Source organism: Frigoribacterium sp. CFBP 13729, from assembly GCF_014841875.1.
Classification (GTDB): domain Bacteria; phylum Actinomycetota; class Actinomycetes; order Actinomycetales; family Microbacteriaceae; genus Frigoribacterium.
Window position 1 is genome coordinate 90,866 of sequence record NZ_JACYUR010000006.1, and the last position, 14,659, is coordinate 105,524.

The 14,659-nt window shown below is 71.6% G+C and carries 12 protein-coding genes; 6 read left to right on the forward strand and 6 right to left on the reverse strand.

Annotated elements, in window-relative coordinates; translation table 11 throughout:
• Positions 1-52 precede the first annotated feature (52 nt).
• Genes IFT77_RS14870 through IFT77_RS14885 form a run of 4 tightly spaced genes read left to right on the forward strand, consistent with a single transcriptional unit; the run spans position 53 to position 4,987 of the window.
• On the forward strand, positions 53-1,357 hold the full coding sequence (locus tag IFT77_RS14870; protein ID WP_192170438.1) for an ABC transporter substrate-binding protein: 1,305 nt from the start codon (positions 53-55) through the stop codon (positions 1,355-1,357).
• Positions 1,357-2,307 (forward strand): carbohydrate ABC transporter permease, encoded by a 951-nt coding sequence (locus IFT77_RS14875; RefSeq protein WP_192042843.1) that lies wholly within the window; start codon positions 1,357-1,359, stop codon positions 2,305-2,307. Before IFT77_RS14870 ends, IFT77_RS14875 begins: the two co-directional genes overlap by 1 nt.
• Entirely contained in the window at positions 2,307-3,260 is a 954-nt protein-coding gene (locus IFT77_RS14880) for a carbohydrate ABC transporter permease (RefSeq protein WP_192042844.1), read from the forward strand. The genes IFT77_RS14875 and IFT77_RS14880 overlap by 1 nt, the downstream gene beginning before the upstream one ends.
• Before the next feature lie 32 nt (positions 3,261-3,292).
• Positions 3,293-4,987: an alpha-glucosidase gene (locus IFT77_RS14885; RefSeq protein ID WP_192170439.1), complete on the forward strand. Its 1,695-nt coding sequence runs from the start codon at positions 3,293-3,295 to the stop codon at positions 4,985-4,987.
• 161 nt (positions 4,988-5,148) lie between these two features.
• Here the strand turns inward: IFT77_RS14885 and IFT77_RS14890 are convergent, their stop codons facing one another.
• The 3 genes from IFT77_RS14890 to IFT77_RS14900 all read right to left on the reverse strand — a co-directional run bounded on the left by IFT77_RS14890 (position 5,149) and on the right by IFT77_RS14900 (position 8,997).
• Complete coding sequence (locus IFT77_RS14890) at positions 5,149-6,132, reverse strand: magnesium and cobalt transport protein CorA (RefSeq protein ID WP_133739250.1); 984 nt, start codon at positions 6,130-6,132, stop codon at positions 5,149-5,151.
• A 279-nt stretch (positions 6,133-6,411) separates the two neighbouring features.
• Positions 6,412-8,064, reverse strand: a complete 1,653-nt coding sequence (locus IFT77_RS14895) for a signal peptidase I (RefSeq protein WP_192170440.1) — start codon at positions 8,062-8,064, stop codon at positions 6,412-6,414.
• A 315-nt stretch (positions 8,065-8,379) separates the two neighbouring features.
• Positions 8,380-8,997, reverse strand: coding sequence for a hypothetical protein (locus IFT77_RS14900; protein ID WP_192042847.1), 618 nt, complete (start codon positions 8,995-8,997; stop codon positions 8,380-8,382).
• Positions 8,998-9,343: 346 nt separating this feature from the next.
• Here IFT77_RS14900 and IFT77_RS14905 point away from each other — a divergent pair, with 346 nt between their 5' ends.
• Positions 9,344-9,859, forward strand: coding sequence for a MarR family winged helix-turn-helix transcriptional regulator (locus tag IFT77_RS14905; RefSeq protein WP_192042848.1), 516 nt, complete (start codon positions 9,344-9,346; stop codon positions 9,857-9,859).
• A gap of 72 nt (positions 9,860-9,931) precedes the next feature.
• Positions 9,932-10,438: a DinB family protein gene (locus IFT77_RS14910; RefSeq protein ID WP_146906047.1), complete on the forward strand. Its 507-nt coding sequence runs from the start codon at positions 9,932-9,934 to the stop codon at positions 10,436-10,438.
• A gap of 43 nt (positions 10,439-10,481) precedes the next feature.
• On the opposite strand, the gene IFT77_RS14915 is transcribed toward IFT77_RS14910, so the two are convergent.
• From IFT77_RS14915 to IFT77_RS14925, 3 genes are all read right to left on the reverse strand, one after another.
• Positions 10,482-11,207, reverse strand: a complete 726-nt coding sequence (locus IFT77_RS14915) for a hypothetical protein (RefSeq protein ID WP_192170441.1) — start codon at positions 11,205-11,207, stop codon at positions 10,482-10,484.
• On the reverse strand, positions 11,204-11,998 hold the full coding sequence (locus IFT77_RS14920; RefSeq protein WP_192170442.1) for a hypothetical protein: 795 nt from the start codon (positions 11,996-11,998) through the stop codon (positions 11,204-11,206). The genes IFT77_RS14915 and IFT77_RS14920 overlap by 4 nt, the downstream gene beginning before the upstream one ends.
• A 227-nt stretch (positions 11,999-12,225) precedes the next feature.
• Complete coding sequence (locus tag IFT77_RS14925; RefSeq protein WP_192170443.1) at positions 12,226-14,325, reverse strand: DEAD/DEAH box helicase; 2,100 nt, start codon at positions 14,323-14,325, stop codon at positions 12,226-12,228.
• Between the last annotated feature and the right edge of the window lie 334 nt (positions 14,326-14,659).

Sequence of the window (14,659 nt, forward strand, 5' to 3'; positions counted from 1 at the left end):
CCGATCCCCTTTCACTGACCGGAACAGGCCTGGTCCGAGCCACGGCGACCGCATGCGCCCGCATCGCGGCCGCCTCGCCGCAGCCGCGCTCGGCACGGCCGTCGTCCTCGCCGGCCTCACCGGCTGCGCGCCCGGCAGCGGCCCCGACGCCGACGGCGTCACGACGCTCGACTTCTTCCAGTTCAAGCCGGAGGCGGTGCAGGACTTCGCCGACATCATCACCGACTTCGAGGCCGAGAACCCCGACATCCGCGTGGTGCAGAACGCGGTGCCCGACCCCGACACGGCGATCCGCACCCTGCTCGTCAAGAACAAGGTGCCCGACGTGCTGACGCTCAACGTCAGCGGCAACTTCGCCGAGCTGGCGCGGGCCTGCGTCTTCGCCGACCTCAGCGACGAGCCCTCCGCCGACACGGTGAACCCCGCGGTGCAGGAGATCGTGCAGGACCTCGGCAGCTGTGACCAGGGAAGCGGGCAAGAGGTCAACGCCCTCCCCTTCGCCAACAACGCCTCGGGCATCATCTACAACCCCGACATCTTCGCGGCCCAGGGCGTCGAGGTCCCCACCACGTGGACCGAGCTGATCGCCGCCGCCGACACCTTCGAGCAGGCCGGCATCGCACCGTTCTACTGCACGATGAAGGACGCGTGGACGGCCGGCCCCGCTTTCGTCAACCTCGGCGGCGCGCTGATGCCCGACGGCTTCTTCGACGACCTGCGGGCCGAGGGCTCCGACGTGCAGGACGGCGCCGTGTCGTTCAGCAAGGACTTCGGCCCCGCCATGGAGAAGGAGGTACAGCTCTTCTCCTACTGCCAGGACGACTTCGCCAGCCGCGACTACAACGCCGGCAACCTCGCCTTCGCGAACGGCGAGTCGGCGATGTACCTGCAGGGCTCGTACGCGATCCCGGCGATCCGCGCCAACGCCCCCGACGCCTCCATCGGCACCTTCCCCTACCCCGTGACCGAGAACGCGGACGACCGCATCGCGGTCTCCGGCGTCGACGTCGGCCTCTCGATCGGCCGGGACAGCCCCCACAAGGAGGAGGCGCAGCGCTTCGTCGACTACCTCATGTCGCCCGAGGTGGTGCAGGCCTACTCGGAGTCGCAGTCCACCTTCTCGCCGCTCAACGACGCCGAGCCCAACACCGACCCTGCCCTCGCGGGGCTCGAGCCGTACTTCACGAGCGGCCGGATCATCGGCTTCATCGACCACCAGGTGCCCGCGTCGATCCCGCTGGTCAACATGCTGCAGACCCTGGTCATCACCGGCGATGTGGACGAGTTCCTCACCGACCTCGACGACGAGTGGAGCAAGGTCGCCGCCCGCACCACCACGCAGAGAGAAGGCAAGTGATGACCGCCACCGCACCGCGGCCGACGACCGACGCCGGCCCTGAGGGGCCGACCCGCGCCTCCTCGAAGCGACAGCCGACGCTTCGCGCCGGCCAGGGCAAGACGCCCCGCGCCTTCTACTGGATGGTCGTGCCGGCCGTCGTCATCTTCTTCGGCCTGCACACGATCCCCGTCGTCACGGGCATGTTCTTCAGCCTCACCAACTACGCGGGCTACGGCACGTGGAGCTTCGTCGGGCTGTCGAACTACCTCAACCTGTTCCGCGACGACCGCGTCATCGCGTCGTACCTGTTCACGTTCGGGTTCGCCATCGTGTCGACGATCGCCGTCAACGTGATCTCGCTCGCCATCGCGCTCGGCCTCAACTCGCGGATCAAGTTCCGCACCGCGTTCCGCGGGATCTTCTTCATCCCCTACGTGCTGGCGATCCTGATCATCGGCTACGTCTTCAACTACCTGTTCGCGAACTCGTTCCCGACGATCCTGCAGTCGATGGGGCTGCCGGGCGCCAACATCCTGGCCGACCCGCAGTGGGCCTGGGTCGGCATCGTCATCACGACGGTGTGGCAGGCGTGCGCGTTCAACGTGATCCTCTACCTGGCGGGGCTGCAGACCATCCCCGCCGAGCTGTACGAGGCGGCCGGCATCGACGGCGCGTCGTCGTGGCGGCAGTTCCGCTCGATCACGTTCCCGCTGATCGGCGCCTACTTCACCATCAACATGGTGTTGTCGTTCAAGTCGTTCCTGCAGGTGTTCGACCAGATCGTCGCCCTGACGAACGGCGGCCCTGGCACGTCGACCGAGTCGATCGCGCTCGTCATCTTCCGCGGCGGGTTCCAGGGCGGCGAGTACGGCTACCAGATGGCCAACGCCGTGCTGTACCTCTTCGTCATCATCCTCGTGTCGTTCATCCAGTTGCGCTTCCTCCAGCGCAGAGAGGCGTCGTTCTGATGAGCTCGACGATCCAGGGCGCTGAGGCCCTCCAGACCACCACCAGCCCCGTCGACCCCGGCAGCTCCGACGGCATCGGCACGGGGCCGGCAGGCACGCCCCCGAAGTCCCGTCGTCGGCGTCGCCTCGACGGCGGCACGGGAGGCACCAACTGGTGGCTCACCGCACTGATCGCCGTCTGCTCGCTGACGGTGCTCCTCCCCCTGTACTTCACGATCGTGACGTCGCTCAAGACGCCCGACCAGCTGGGCGGAACCGGCTTCGAGCTGCCGACCGAGATCCGCTGGCAGAACTTCGTCGACGCCTACCAGCTGACGAACTTCCCGCAGGCGCTGCTCAACACGGCGCTCATCACCGTGGGGGCCGTCGTGCTGACGCTCTTCACGAACTCGTTGGTGGCCTACGCCATCGCGCGCAACATGCACAAGAAGTTCTTCCGCGGGCTGTACTTCTACTTCCTGGCCGCGATCTTCGTGCCGTTCCCGATCATCATGCTGCCGGTGGTGAAGGAGACCGCGCTGCTCGGCCTCGACACCCCCGTCGGCCTCGTGCTGCTCTATACCGTCTACGGGCTGTCGTTCAACATCTTCATCTTCACCGCGTACATCAACTCGATCCCGATCGAGCTCGAGGAGGCGGCGCGCATGGACGGCGCCAGCACCTGGGGCGTCTTCTGGAAGGTCGTGTTCCCGCTGCTGGCGCCGATGAACGCCACGGTGGGCATCCTCACCTGCGTCTGGGCGTGGAACGACTTCCTGCTGCCGCTCGTGATCCTCTCCGACCCGTCGGCGCGCACGCTGCCCCTGGCGCAGTTCATCTTCCAGGGCCAGTTCAACACGAACTACACCGTGGCCTTCGCCTCGTACCTGATGGCCCTGGCACCGCTGCTGGTCGTCTACATCGTGGCGCAGAAGTGGGTCGTCAGCGGCGTGATGCGGGGGTCGACCAAGTGACCGACGCCCGAACGCAGGACCACACTCGAGACATGACCAGCACGAACGAAGGAGGAGCGGTGCCGCACACCGACGCACCCTGGTGGACGTCCGCCACCGTCTACCAGATCTGGCCCCGCAGCTTCGCCGACGGCAACGGCGACGGCGTGGGCGACCTGGCGGGCATCCGCAGCAAGCTGGGCCACCTGCACGACCTCGGCGTCGACGTGATCTGGCTGTCGCCGATCTACCGCTCGCCGCAGGCCGACGCCGGCTACGACATCAGCGACTACGACGACATCGACCCGCTGTTCGGCACGCTCGACGAGTTCGACGAGCTGCTGGCCGAGGTGCACGGCCTCGGCATGAAGCTCGTGATGGACCTCGTCGTCAACCACACGAGCGACGAGCACGCCTGGTTCACCGAGTCGCGGTCGTCGGTCGACAGCCCCAAGCGCGACTGGTACGTCTGGCGTCCGCAGTCGGACGACGGGTCGCTGCCGACCGAGTGGCGCAGCGCCTTCAGCGGCCCCGCCTGGCAGCTCGACGAGGCGACCGGCGAGTGGTACCTGCACATGTTCGCGACGAAGCAGCCCGACCTCAACTGGCAGAACGCGGACATGCGCGCGGCCGTCTACGCGATGATGAACCGCTGGCTCGACCGCGGCGTCGACGGCTTCCGGATGGACGTCATCAACTTCATCGCCAAGACCCCCGCGTCGCTCGAGCCCGGCTCGGCCAGCTTCGAGATGGACCCGGCGATCCACGACCACCTGCAGGAGATGCACCGCGAGGTCTTCGCGCACCGCGGCGACCGCCAGCTCATCACGGTCGGCGAGATGCCCGGCGTCACGGTCGACGACGCCGCGCTCTTCACCGACCAGGGGCGCAGCGAGCTCGACATGGTGTTCCAGTTCGAGCACGTCGACCTCGACCGCGGCCCCGAGTCGAAGTTCGACAACGTGCCGCTCGCGCTGACCGACCTCAAGCGGTCGCTCGGCCGCTGGCAGGAGGGCCTCGCCGAGCGCGGCTGGAACAGCCTCTACCTCGGCAACCACGACCAGCCCCGCAGCGTCTCGCGCTTCGGCGACGACGGTGCCCACCGGTACGAGTCGGCGACGATGCTGGCCGCCGTGCTGCACCTCCACCGCGGCACTCCGTACGTCTACCAGGGCGACGAGATCGGCATGACGAACGCGGGCTTCACCTCGATCGACCAGTACCGCGACATCGAGTCGCTGAACTGGCACGAGGAGGCGCTGGCCGGGGGAGCCTCCGAGGCCGACGTCCTCGAGGCGCTCCGCTTCCGCAGCCGCGACAACGCCCGCACGCCGGTGCAGTGGTCGGCGGGCGCCTCCGCGGGCTTCACGACGGGGACCCCGTGGATCGGCGTGAACCCGAACAGCGCGGAGCTGAACGTCGAGGCCGACCGCGCCTCCGGCGACCGCAGCGTCTTCGAGTTCTACCGGCGGCTGATCGCGCTGCGGCACGAGCTGCCGGTGGTGCAGCTCGGCGACTTCGCGATGCTCGCGCCCGACGACGAGCGGCTCTACGCGTTCACGCGCACGCTCGGCGACGAGCGCCTGCTCGTGCTCGCGAACTGGTCGGGCGAGCCGTACGACCTCGACCCCGGGCTCGACCCGGTGCTGCGGCGCCGGTCGATCCCCGAGGTGCTCGTCGGCAACGTGGCGCACGGCCCCGGGTCGCTGACGCTCGCGCCCTGGGAGGTGCGCGTCCTGCGCGCCTGACCCCCGCCTCCTGCCCTCCCCTCCTCATTCAGGAAGATCCGTCCTGATCCGCGCGAGAGGGGGCACGGGGTTCCTGATCGGTGCACGAGTCAGGAACCCCGGGGCCCAGATTCCTGAATCTCGCAGGAGGTGCGCTCAGGACGCAGGGAGGGGCGCGCCTCCTACAGCCAGCGCTTGAGCTTGAAGGCGCCCCAGAGCCCGCCGCCGATGCCCACCATGAGCGCGAGGGCGAACGGGTAGCCCCACTCCCAGTGCAGCTCGGGCATCACGTCGAAGTTCATGCCGTAGATCGCGCCGATCAGCGTCGGGGCGAAGAGGATGGCGGCCCAGGCCGAGATGCGCTTGGTGACGTCGTTCTGCACCTGGGCGACGAGCGTGGCGTTCAGCGACAGCGCGTTCTGCAGCACCGCGCGGAACGTGTCGGCGCGGTCGACGACGCGGATGACGTGGTCCTGCACGTCGCGCAGCCGGCGCTCGAGCTCCGTGCCGACCTGGTACTTCTCGCCGCCGCGCAGCAGCCCGTCGAGCATGCCGACGAGCGGGCGGGTGGCCTTCTGGAAGTCCGCCACCTCGCCGAACAGCTCGTAGATGCGGCGCGAGACCCCGGCCTCGCCGGCGAACAGCTGCTGCTCGATCTCGTCGATGTCGTTCTCGAGCCCCTCGACGACCGGCGCATAGGCGTCGACGATCGCGTCGAGCACCGCCCAGAGGATCGCCTGCGGGCCCACCCGCAGCAGGTCGGGCTTCGCGCGCAGCCTCGACACGCTGCGCGCGAGGTAGCGCGAGTCGATGTCGGAGACGTGGTTGATGCCGATGAGGAAGTCCGGCCCGACGAAGAAGTGGATCTCGCCGAACTCGACCCGCTCCTCGGCGTCGAGGTAGACCGCCGGACGCACGACGACGAACAGGGTCGTGCCGTAGCGCTCGAGCTTGGCGCGCTGGTGGCCGTGGCCCGCGTCCTCGACGGCGAGCTCGTGCAGGTCGAAGCGGGCGGCCAAGGAGGCGAGCTCGGCCTCGTCGGGCTCGCTCAGCACCACCCAGGCGGTGCCGTGCGTCTCGGCGAGCGCCGCGTAGGTCTCGTCGAGCGTGTCGGGGCTCGCGGCGACTCGTCCGTCGACGTAGACGTCGTTGATCAGCAGGGGCATCCGCCCAGTGTCGCAGCCCGGCGGGCCGGGGTCGCGCCGCGCCTCCCCGGCCCCGCCTCCCGGGGGCGCGCCGCGCCTCCCCGGCCCCCCTGTCTCGGCGAGAGTCCCCGAATCGACCTGCGGGGGCTCCGCGAGGTCGATCTGAGGCCTCTCGACGGCCGGAGAGGCGGCGAGACGGTGCACCGTGTCCTCCCCGAGGTCGGAGAGGACACTTTCTGCCGGTTCACCGGCCGGGCCGGGGAGGCCGGACCGGGGAGGCCGGACCGAGAGGGAGGCGGCTCAGCGGCCGTTCTTGACGTGCTGCGCGATCGTCGCGGCCGAGAGGGCCGTGTTGTACGCGGCCGTGTCGTCGAGGCTGCCCGAGAACCAGTAGTTCGCCGAGCTCGCCGGGATGTTCGGCCAACCGGAGAGGTTGTCGTAGCCGACGCGCCAGTAGCCCGTCATCGGCTCCCCGGCGGCGTTCGACATCGTGCCGACGACCGCACCGTCGACGTAGAGCGTGAGCACGCCCGCCGAGGTGACGGTGCCGGCGACGTGGTGCCAGGTGCCGTCGCGGTAGGTCTTCGTGGTGCTGACGGTCTTGGTGCCGCCGTTGTAGGTGCCGAAGGTGATGACGCCGGTGCTGGACGCCCAGATCTGCCGGTCGTACTGGCCCGAGAGGCCGCTGGCCTGGTTGCCGAAGCCGATGATCTTGCCGCCGGTGCTGTTCGCGGGCAGGTTGATCCACGACTCCACGGTGAAGGCGGTCGGCGCCGTGACGGCGGGAGCGTTGGTGGTGACCGCGCCGGAGGTGCCGTTCAGGGTCACGTAGGGGCTCGAGCCGCAGGCGCCCGCGACACGGCTGACGCCGGCGGAGAGGGTGCCGGCGCGGCCGGTCGAGCTGCTGTCGAGGGCGGCGGTGCCTGACGCCTCGTTGTAGCCGTACGAGAAGACGGGCGAGTCGGTGACCGCGGGCATCAGGCACTCATAGGCCGAGGCCGCGGCGAAGTTGCTCGTCTTGTTCGCGGCCTGCGACGAGAAGGCCGCACCGGCGCCGCCCGAGACGACGAGCGTGAGGGCGAGCCCGCCGACGAGGCCGACGACGGCGAGGGTGCCGGCGGCGCCGCGCAGGCGACGGAGGCGGCGCTCACGACGGTCGGCGAGGCGCGTGCTGCGACGCGATGCCGGGTCGGCGGCGACGGCCGGGGCGGCGAGGGAGGCGAGGACGAGCCCCGTGGAGACAGTCACGGTGGAGGCGCCCGAGACCGAGGCGCCGGAGGTGCCGGTCGCGGAGGAGGTGCCGGTCGCGTCCTCGGGAGCGCTGGCGGCGCCTCCTTCGCCCCGGCCCTCGGCGTTGAGGTCGCGGCGCAGCGAGCGGTCGGCCTGGGCGCCGAGCACGAGCAGCATCAGCGCGCTGCCCGTGACGAGCAGGTGGCCCCACTGGTGGCCGGCGGCCCAGACGAAGGGGGTGCCGATGTACGGCACGCGGAGGTAGCCGACGCCGACGACGGCGCTGCGGTCGATCGGGGTCGAGTCCGCGGTCGGGTTCGCGTCGCCCTTGGTGACGATCTGCGTGCCCTGGCCGTTGTCGTCGTAGCGGTGCAGGCGGAGGTGGTCGGCGTGGTCGGGGTCCTGGAACAGGAGCACCTGCCCGCGGTGGATCGACGACTCCGCGACCGGGCGGGCGACGACGACGTCGCCGGGGTGGATGCGCGGCTCCATCGAGCCGGTCATGACGGTGGTGGGCGTCCAGCCGATCACGGCGGGGACGGCGGCCCAGAGCAGCAGGCCGACCAGGGTGCCGAGCACGGTGCGCGACAGGATGCCGACGACGATGCGGAGCCAGCCGAGGCGGGCGCTGGCCGTGCTGCCGCTGGTGCGGGCCTCGCGGCGGGCGCCGACGGCCGCGACGGAGGCGGTGGCCGGGTGACGGGGGACGTCGTACGTGGTCATGGCGTCCTCCTGTCTGGTCGGTGCTGGTGCGGGTGCCGGCGCTGGTCGGGCGCGGGTGCGGGTGCGGTGCTGGTCGGGCTGGTGGTGCGCTGCGCCCCCAGGGGGCCGCGGGTCATCGGGCGACCCACGGACCCCTGCGTCGACGGTCCGGGCCGTCGTGGTGCGCGCCCGGCTGGTGACCGGGCAGGTGGCCCGCCGGCGGGTTCGGGAAGCCGGCGGAGCTGGTTCGTCGCCGCCCACGGGGGAGGAAGGCGGCGGCGGGGTCGTGCCCCGTCGCCGCCCACTGGGAGGGAGACGACGGGAGTCGAGCGGGCTCTAGCTGTTCTGGGCTTCCCAGGTGAGGCCGAGCGAGGCGGTGCCGGACTGCGTCGTGTTGGGCGCAGCGTTCGAGACCGTGTACGAGACCTGGTAGACGCGGGTCTCCGAGGTCGTGGTCTGGGTGCCGGTGGTGCCCGTGGGGGCCCAGTTGCCGACGCCGTTGCTGAAGTTCGTGTAGCTGGTGCCGAAGCCGGCGAGCGTGCCGTTGTACAGCGACGAGCCGGCGGCGAGGGGGGTGAAGCCCGAGCAGGAGCCGAAGCCGCCGCCGGTGCCCTGCACGACGCTGAGCGTGATGTTCGAGGCCAGGTTGTTCGTCGTCGCGGCGGCGGTGCCGTAGAGCTTGACGGTCGAGGCGAGCGTGCCGGTCGAGGTGACGGCGATGCAGTTGCTGCCGGTCGAGCCGGGCTTGAGGTTCGTGGCCGTGAACAGCGCGGTGTTCGAGTCGTCGTCGGTGAGGGCGACGGAACCGGCGGTCCAGTTGCTGGTCGGGTTGACCGTGGTCGACGAGAAGGCCGAGTACGAGGCCTGCGAGACGACGATGCCGCTGGCGACGAGGGCGGCGGGGATGGCGATCCAGGCGGCGAGGCGGGCGGCGCGGGGGGTGGGACGGGACATCGTGGGCTCCAGGGGTGTGAGAAGTGGTGGTGAGTCAGTTCGGGTGGTGCAGCGGTGCGTGAAGTTCGGTGGGGGCTGAGCATCTCGATCTCCGTGTCTCCCGGTTGTCGAGAGGTTCGGTGCCCGTGTGGCTCGGTGCCCAAGTGGTACGACAATCAAGTTATTCGGGTGTCGAGTAGCTTGCAAGCCGAGGGATGCCCCCAGTGGTGGGGGGTACCTTTTCTGTCGTGTTGCTCGATGACCGAGCTATAGTGGGGGGACGATCAATGAGCCGCCGTCCCTGCCGCCGTGGTCTCCCTCTCTTCGGCACCTCCGCCTCCTCCGCCTCGTTCGCCCCTGGAGCCTCATGACCGACATCTCTCCCCAGCCCCCCGCCGGCACCGCCCCGCCCCGCGACGCCGACGGCCTCGTCGACGTGGACGAGGTCCTCTCCGCCTTCTCGACGCTCCTCGGGCAGAACGCCCGCGTCGAGCGCCTCGTCGCGACCCACTTCGGCATCGGCACCACCGACCTCAAGTGCCTCGTCTTCATCGCGAACTCCCCCGAGAGCACCCCCAAGCTCGCCGCCGAGGCGCTCGAGCTGTCGACCGGGGCCACCACCAGCCTCATCGACCGGCTCGAGAAGGCCGGGTTCGTGGCCCGGCGCGCGCACCCCACCGACCGCCGCAGCGTCGTGCTCGAGCTCGCCCCCGAGGGCCAGGCCGCCGTCGCCGAGACGGGCGACTTCTACCGCAGCGCCTTCCGCGACGCGATCGACCCGCGCCAGCTCGACTTCCTCGCCTCGGTGATGCGCGCCATCGGCGACTCGCTGACGCGCCGCGCCGTCGACGACGACACGACGGGCGCGCAGGCCTCGAGCTGAGGACTGCCCCACGGGGCTGCCCCACGGGCGGGCACCTGGGACCGCTGCCCGCCCCGGTCGTAGGGTGGCGCGATGACTCCCTCCGACGTGCTCATCGAGGCCTTCGACCGCCTCCCCGCCATCGCCTCCGCCGCCGTCGACGGCCTCTCGGTCGACGACCTGGCCTGGCGCCCGGACGCCGAAGCGAACACGATCGCCTGGCTGGTCTGGCACACCGCCCGCGGTCAGGACGTGCAGATCGCCGACCTCGCCGCCTCCGACCAGGTCTGGACCGCCGACGGCTGGGCCGACCGCTTCGCGCTCCCCTTCGACCACGCCGAGATGGGCTACGGCCAGTCGCCTGCGGAGGTGGGCGAGGTGCGTGCCGAGCCGCACCTCCTCGTCGCCTACCTCGAGGCGGTCACGCTGCGCACCCGCGGCTACCTCGAGGGGCTGGACGCCGCCTCGTACACGGACGTCGTCGACGACGCGTGGGACCCGCCCGTCACCGCCGGCTCGCGCCTCGTGAGCATCCTCGGCGACTGCACGCAGCACCTCGGCCAGGCGTCGTACGTGCGCGGGCTGCTCGACCGCCGCTAGCCAGCGACGAAGGAGGCGCGGGTCGCCTCCCGCGACCGCCCGCCTATCGCAGGGACTCGGGCGCGACCTCCGCAGGCACCTCGTAGCTCAGCGACCCGGCCAGCTCGTCGAGCACCGCCCGTGCGGCCTCGTACTCGCCCACGAGGACGGGATCGACGACGGCGTGGGCGTGCGGCCAGTCGACGTCGGGCTCGCCCCAGCGCCAGGCGTCGAGGGTCGACGCGGCCGCCCGGGTCGCGCTGACCGCCCGCGCGAGGGCGACCAGGTCGTGGTGGGCGAGCGACCTCCCGTCGGACCCGGCCCACGTCGCGAAGCTCGCGGGCACCTCCACCAGGGACTCGCGGGCGACGCGGGTCGCGGTCCGCTGCCGCGCGCGGGTCTGCTCCTGCACGCGCCCGTCGAGCCAGGCCCAGACGGGGATCCCGCCCGCCGCAGCTCCCACGGCGCCCAGGGCGATCCACGACGGCCACTCCACGAGCCCGAACGCACCGATCGCGAGGGCGATGCCGAGGACTCCTCCGCCTGCTGCCGCGGCTCCGGCGGCCGTCGGGTCCACCGGCCCGTCGACCCGGGGCCAGGTGAGCGCGCTCCGGAGCGCTGCCTCCGCCTCCTGCCGCGACAGGTCGGGGTCGGCCACCAGCCACCGGGTGCCGTCGCGGTCCTGATGTGCGACGCCGCCGCCGGATACGTGCACGGCCGACGCGTCGCGATCGAACTCGTCCCCGTGTCCGAGCGCGCCCCCGGGCACGTCGTCGAGGAAGACGCTCACGATCCCTCCGTCCCGGGGCGCACGCCAGCGGCCGCGGGGAACCCGACCTCGTCGCTGAGGACGCGCAGCTCCTCCGACGCCCTGAGCCGTGCCGCCTCCAGGGCCACCGCCGCCGGGTGGCTGCCGTGGCGGTCGCCGGGCCCCGCGTCGGCGTCGTCGCCCTGGCCATGGCCGTGGCCGTGGCCGTGGCCGCCGGCGCCGGCGCCGTAGTCGGGGTCGTCGTCGAGGTCGTCCAGCCGCCAGTACAGGACGTCGCCCAGCCGCCAGTGAGCCGCCTCGAGCTCGGACAGCACGTCGACCGCCGCGACCACGCGCCAGACGTCAGCCGCGGCGGGGGCGTCTGCGCCGGCGTCGGCGCCGCCGGCCCAGCCGAGCACGGAGCCCGGGATCGGCACGACGCGTGGGCTCGTCACCGTCTCGGGCTCGACCCGGTCGCACCGCCAGGGCGCCTCGTGCAGCACGATGCCCGCCGTGGCCGCGGCGACGAAGCCGATCCCGCCCAGCACGACGGCGACGGCGATCCGCCCGGGAAGCTCGGCCAGGTCGAGCTCGTCCATGACGATCACGGTGCCCCAGACCGCCCCGCCCAGCACGAGGAGGGCGACGACGCCGGGCGTCCACGCCAGCACCCGGCGCACCAGGCTGCGGTTCGTGGGAGCGTTCGCGGCGCGGTGCGCTCGCACCGCCTCCTCGGCCTCGGCTGGCGTCAACGACGGGTCGACGACGTGCCAGACCTCACGGTCGCTGATGCGGACCCGGACGATGCCGGGCCTCTCGCGGGTCGGGGCCACGCTGCGAGCCTAAGCCGCAGCCGCAGCCGCGGTGCGCGCCTCCGACCGGGCAGCCGCAGCTGCACTGAACCCCGTTCCGTTCAAAGAACCTCGCTGCAACGTGGTTCTGTGAACGGAACGGGGTTCGGAAGAACGTGTTGGACGGAGCACGCCCCGCGGACGCCGGACGGGCGCCCACCCACGAGGGGTGAGCGCCCGTCAGGGTGCCGAAGGAGGTGCGGTGCGGCCTAGACGCCGGCCAGCTGGTCGACGAGTGCGTCGCCCGAACGGGCGTCGATCATCTCGGCCTCGATCTCGGCACGGTCGAGCAGCTCCTCCATGCGGCGACGACGGGGGCGCGTGATCAGCGTGACGACGGTGCCCTCCTTGCCGGCACGGCCGGTGCGGCCCGAGCGGTGCAGGTACGTCTTGTACTCGTCGGGCATGTCGGCCTGGACGACGAGCTCGATGTCGTCGACGTGGATGCCGCGGGCGGCGACGTCGGTCGCGACGAGCACGTTGACCTTGCCGCTGGTGAGCAGGCCGAGGTTGCGCGTGCGGCGGGCCTGGTTCAGGTCGCCGTGCAGGCTGGTGGCGCGGATGCCCGCGTCCTCGAGCTGGTCGGTCAGCTGCTCGGCGAACGCACGGGTGCGCGCGAAGACGAGCGTCTTGCCGGGGCCCGACGCGAGCTGCTCGATGACGGCCGTCTTGTCGCGCTGCTCGATGACGAGCACACGGTGGTCGATCGTCGAGCTGGCCTGGTCCTCGCCGGCGACCTCGTGCACGGCGGGCTTGACGAGGAACTCGTCGACGAGCTTCGCCACGCCCTTGTCGAGGGTCGCGCTGAAGAGCAGCTTCTGGGCCCGGTCGCCGTTCGGCTTGACCTGCGCGGTCTCGCGGATGATGCGCTGCACGGGCTCGAGGAACCCGAGGTCGCACATGTGGTCGGCCTCGTCGAGCACCGTGATGACGACCTCGCTGAGATCGAGTCGGCCCTGGTCGATCAGGTCCTCGATGCGTCCCGGGGTGCCGATCACGATGTCGACGCCGCGGTTCAGCGCGCCGACCTGGCGGGCCTGGGGCACGCCTCCGTAGACCTGCGTGGTGAACAGGCCGACCGAGCGGGCGATCGGCTGCACGGTGCGGTCGATCTGCATCGCGAGCTCGCGCGTCGGGGCGAGGATCAGCGCACGGGGCCGACGGCCCATCTTGCGGTTCTTCGCGCCGTTGTTCTCCATCAGCTTCTCGACGAGCGGGGCGCCGAAGGCGATGGTCTTGCCGGAGCCGGTGCGACCACGGCCGAGGACGTCACGACCCGCGAGCACGTCGGGGATCGTCGCGGCCTGGATCGCGAACGGAGCCGCGGCGCCCATCGAGGCCAGCTGGCGCTCGATGTTGTCGCCGAGGCCGAGGTCGCCGAAGCTGACGCCCTCGACGTCCTGCGCCGTGAGCACCTCCGCCTGGAGCTTCTCGAGCTTGACGTCGTCCTCGGGCGAGTAGTGCGCGCCCTGGTCGCGCTTCGGGTAGAAGTCGGATCGATCGTTGCGCTCGGCGGCGCCGGGGCCGCGGTCGAAGCTGCGGGGGGCGCGATCGTCGCGGCCGCCACGGCTGTCGCGGTCGAAGCTGCGGGGCACGCGGTCGTCGCGGCCGCCACGGGCGTCGCGGTCGTACGAGCCGCCGGAGGTGCGTCCGCCGCGCTCGGGACGGTCACCGAACGAACGGGCCGGCTGGTCGTCGCGGGGCGGGCGCCCGGCCGGCGTGTAGTTCTTGGGCGCGCGGTCGTCGCGGCGAGCGGGACGCTCGTTGCGGTCGTCGCGGCGGGGAGCTCGGTCGTCGCGGTCATAGCCGCGGGCGGGTCGCTCGTTGCGGTCGTACGAACGGGGCGCGCGATCGTCGCGTGCAGGACGGGCGTCGCGGTCGTCGCGGCCGTACGGACGGCCGCCGCGGTCGTCACGGCCGCCGTTGTCGCGGGCCGGACGAGCATCGCGGTCCCAGCTGCGGGCGGGACGTCCGTCGCGTCCGGCGCGGGCCGCCTCCTTGCCGACGTCCCGGCCATAGCGGGGGGCACCTCCGTCGCGGCCGCGCTCGGCGTTGCGGGCGTCGTGGTCGCGGGGGGCGAAGCGGCTGTTCGAGGTCTTCTCGCGCGGCTCCCAGTTGGGGCGGCTGCTGCCGCTGCGGGGGGCCTCGCCGCGGCGCTCGGCGCGGGCGTCGGAGTTCCAGCGGTTCTTGCGCTCGGGGGCGCCGGCCTCGTCGGGGCGGTGGCCGCGGTGCGAGGAGCTCTTGGAGCCCGGCTTGCGGTGCGGGTCGGTGCCTCGCGAGCGTGAAGGAGTCTTGTCGTAGGGGGGCATGGTGTTCTTTCCGGGCTTGTGCGATGACGCGAAGAAATACCCGGGCAGCCATTGACCAGGACCGTTCACATACGTGAATTCATCCCGACGAGATCCGTCGTGAATCCGGCCCACAAGACGTACAAACCCTCATGTGTCCCGCTCGTCGCCTCCGGTGGTTGTCCGGGGAGCGACGCCGCAGGACGTGCGCGCCACAGGCGAGCGGTCTTGAGCCGACCCACCAACGATACCCGACCCTCCCCCGGAACAGAACCCCCGCCTCTCGGCTCGCGCCCCACCCGGCTCGACGGGGGTCCCCGCGGCGCCGTGCCGACGCGGAGACGACGAACCTCCG

Coding starts and splice junctions, on each gene's coding strand:
- IFT77_RS14870 (WP_192170438.1), top strand. CDS start 53: ATGCGCCCGCATCGCGGCCGCCTCGCCGCAGCCGCGCTCGGCACGGCC.
- IFT77_RS14875 (WP_192042843.1), top strand. CDS start 1,357: ATGACCGCCACCGCACCGCGGCCGACGACCGACGCCGGCCCTGAGGGG.
- IFT77_RS14880 (WP_192042844.1), top strand. CDS start 2,307: ATGAGCTCGACGATCCAGGGCGCTGAGGCCCTCCAGACCACCACCAGC.
- IFT77_RS14885 (WP_192170439.1), top strand. CDS start 3,293: ATGACCAGCACGAACGAAGGAGGAGCGGTGCCGCACACCGACGCACCC.
- IFT77_RS14890 (WP_133739250.1), bottom strand. CDS start 6,132: ATGCCCCTGCTGATCAACGACGTCTACGTCGACGGACGAGTCGCCGCG.
- IFT77_RS14895 (WP_192170440.1), bottom strand. CDS start 8,064: ATGACCACGTACGACGTCCCCCGTCACCCGGCCACCGCCTCCGTCGCG.
- IFT77_RS14900 (WP_192042847.1), bottom strand. CDS start 8,997: ATGTCCCGTCCCACCCCCCGCGCCGCCCGCCTCGCCGCCTGGATCGCC.
- IFT77_RS14905 (WP_192042848.1), top strand. CDS start 9,344: ATGACCGACATCTCTCCCCAGCCCCCCGCCGGCACCGCCCCGCCCCGC.
- IFT77_RS14910 (WP_146906047.1), top strand. CDS start 9,932: ATGACTCCCTCCGACGTGCTCATCGAGGCCTTCGACCGCCTCCCCGCC.
- IFT77_RS14925 (WP_192170443.1), bottom strand. CDS start 14,325: ATGCCCCCCTACGACAAGACTCCTTCACGCTCGCGAGGCACCGACCCG.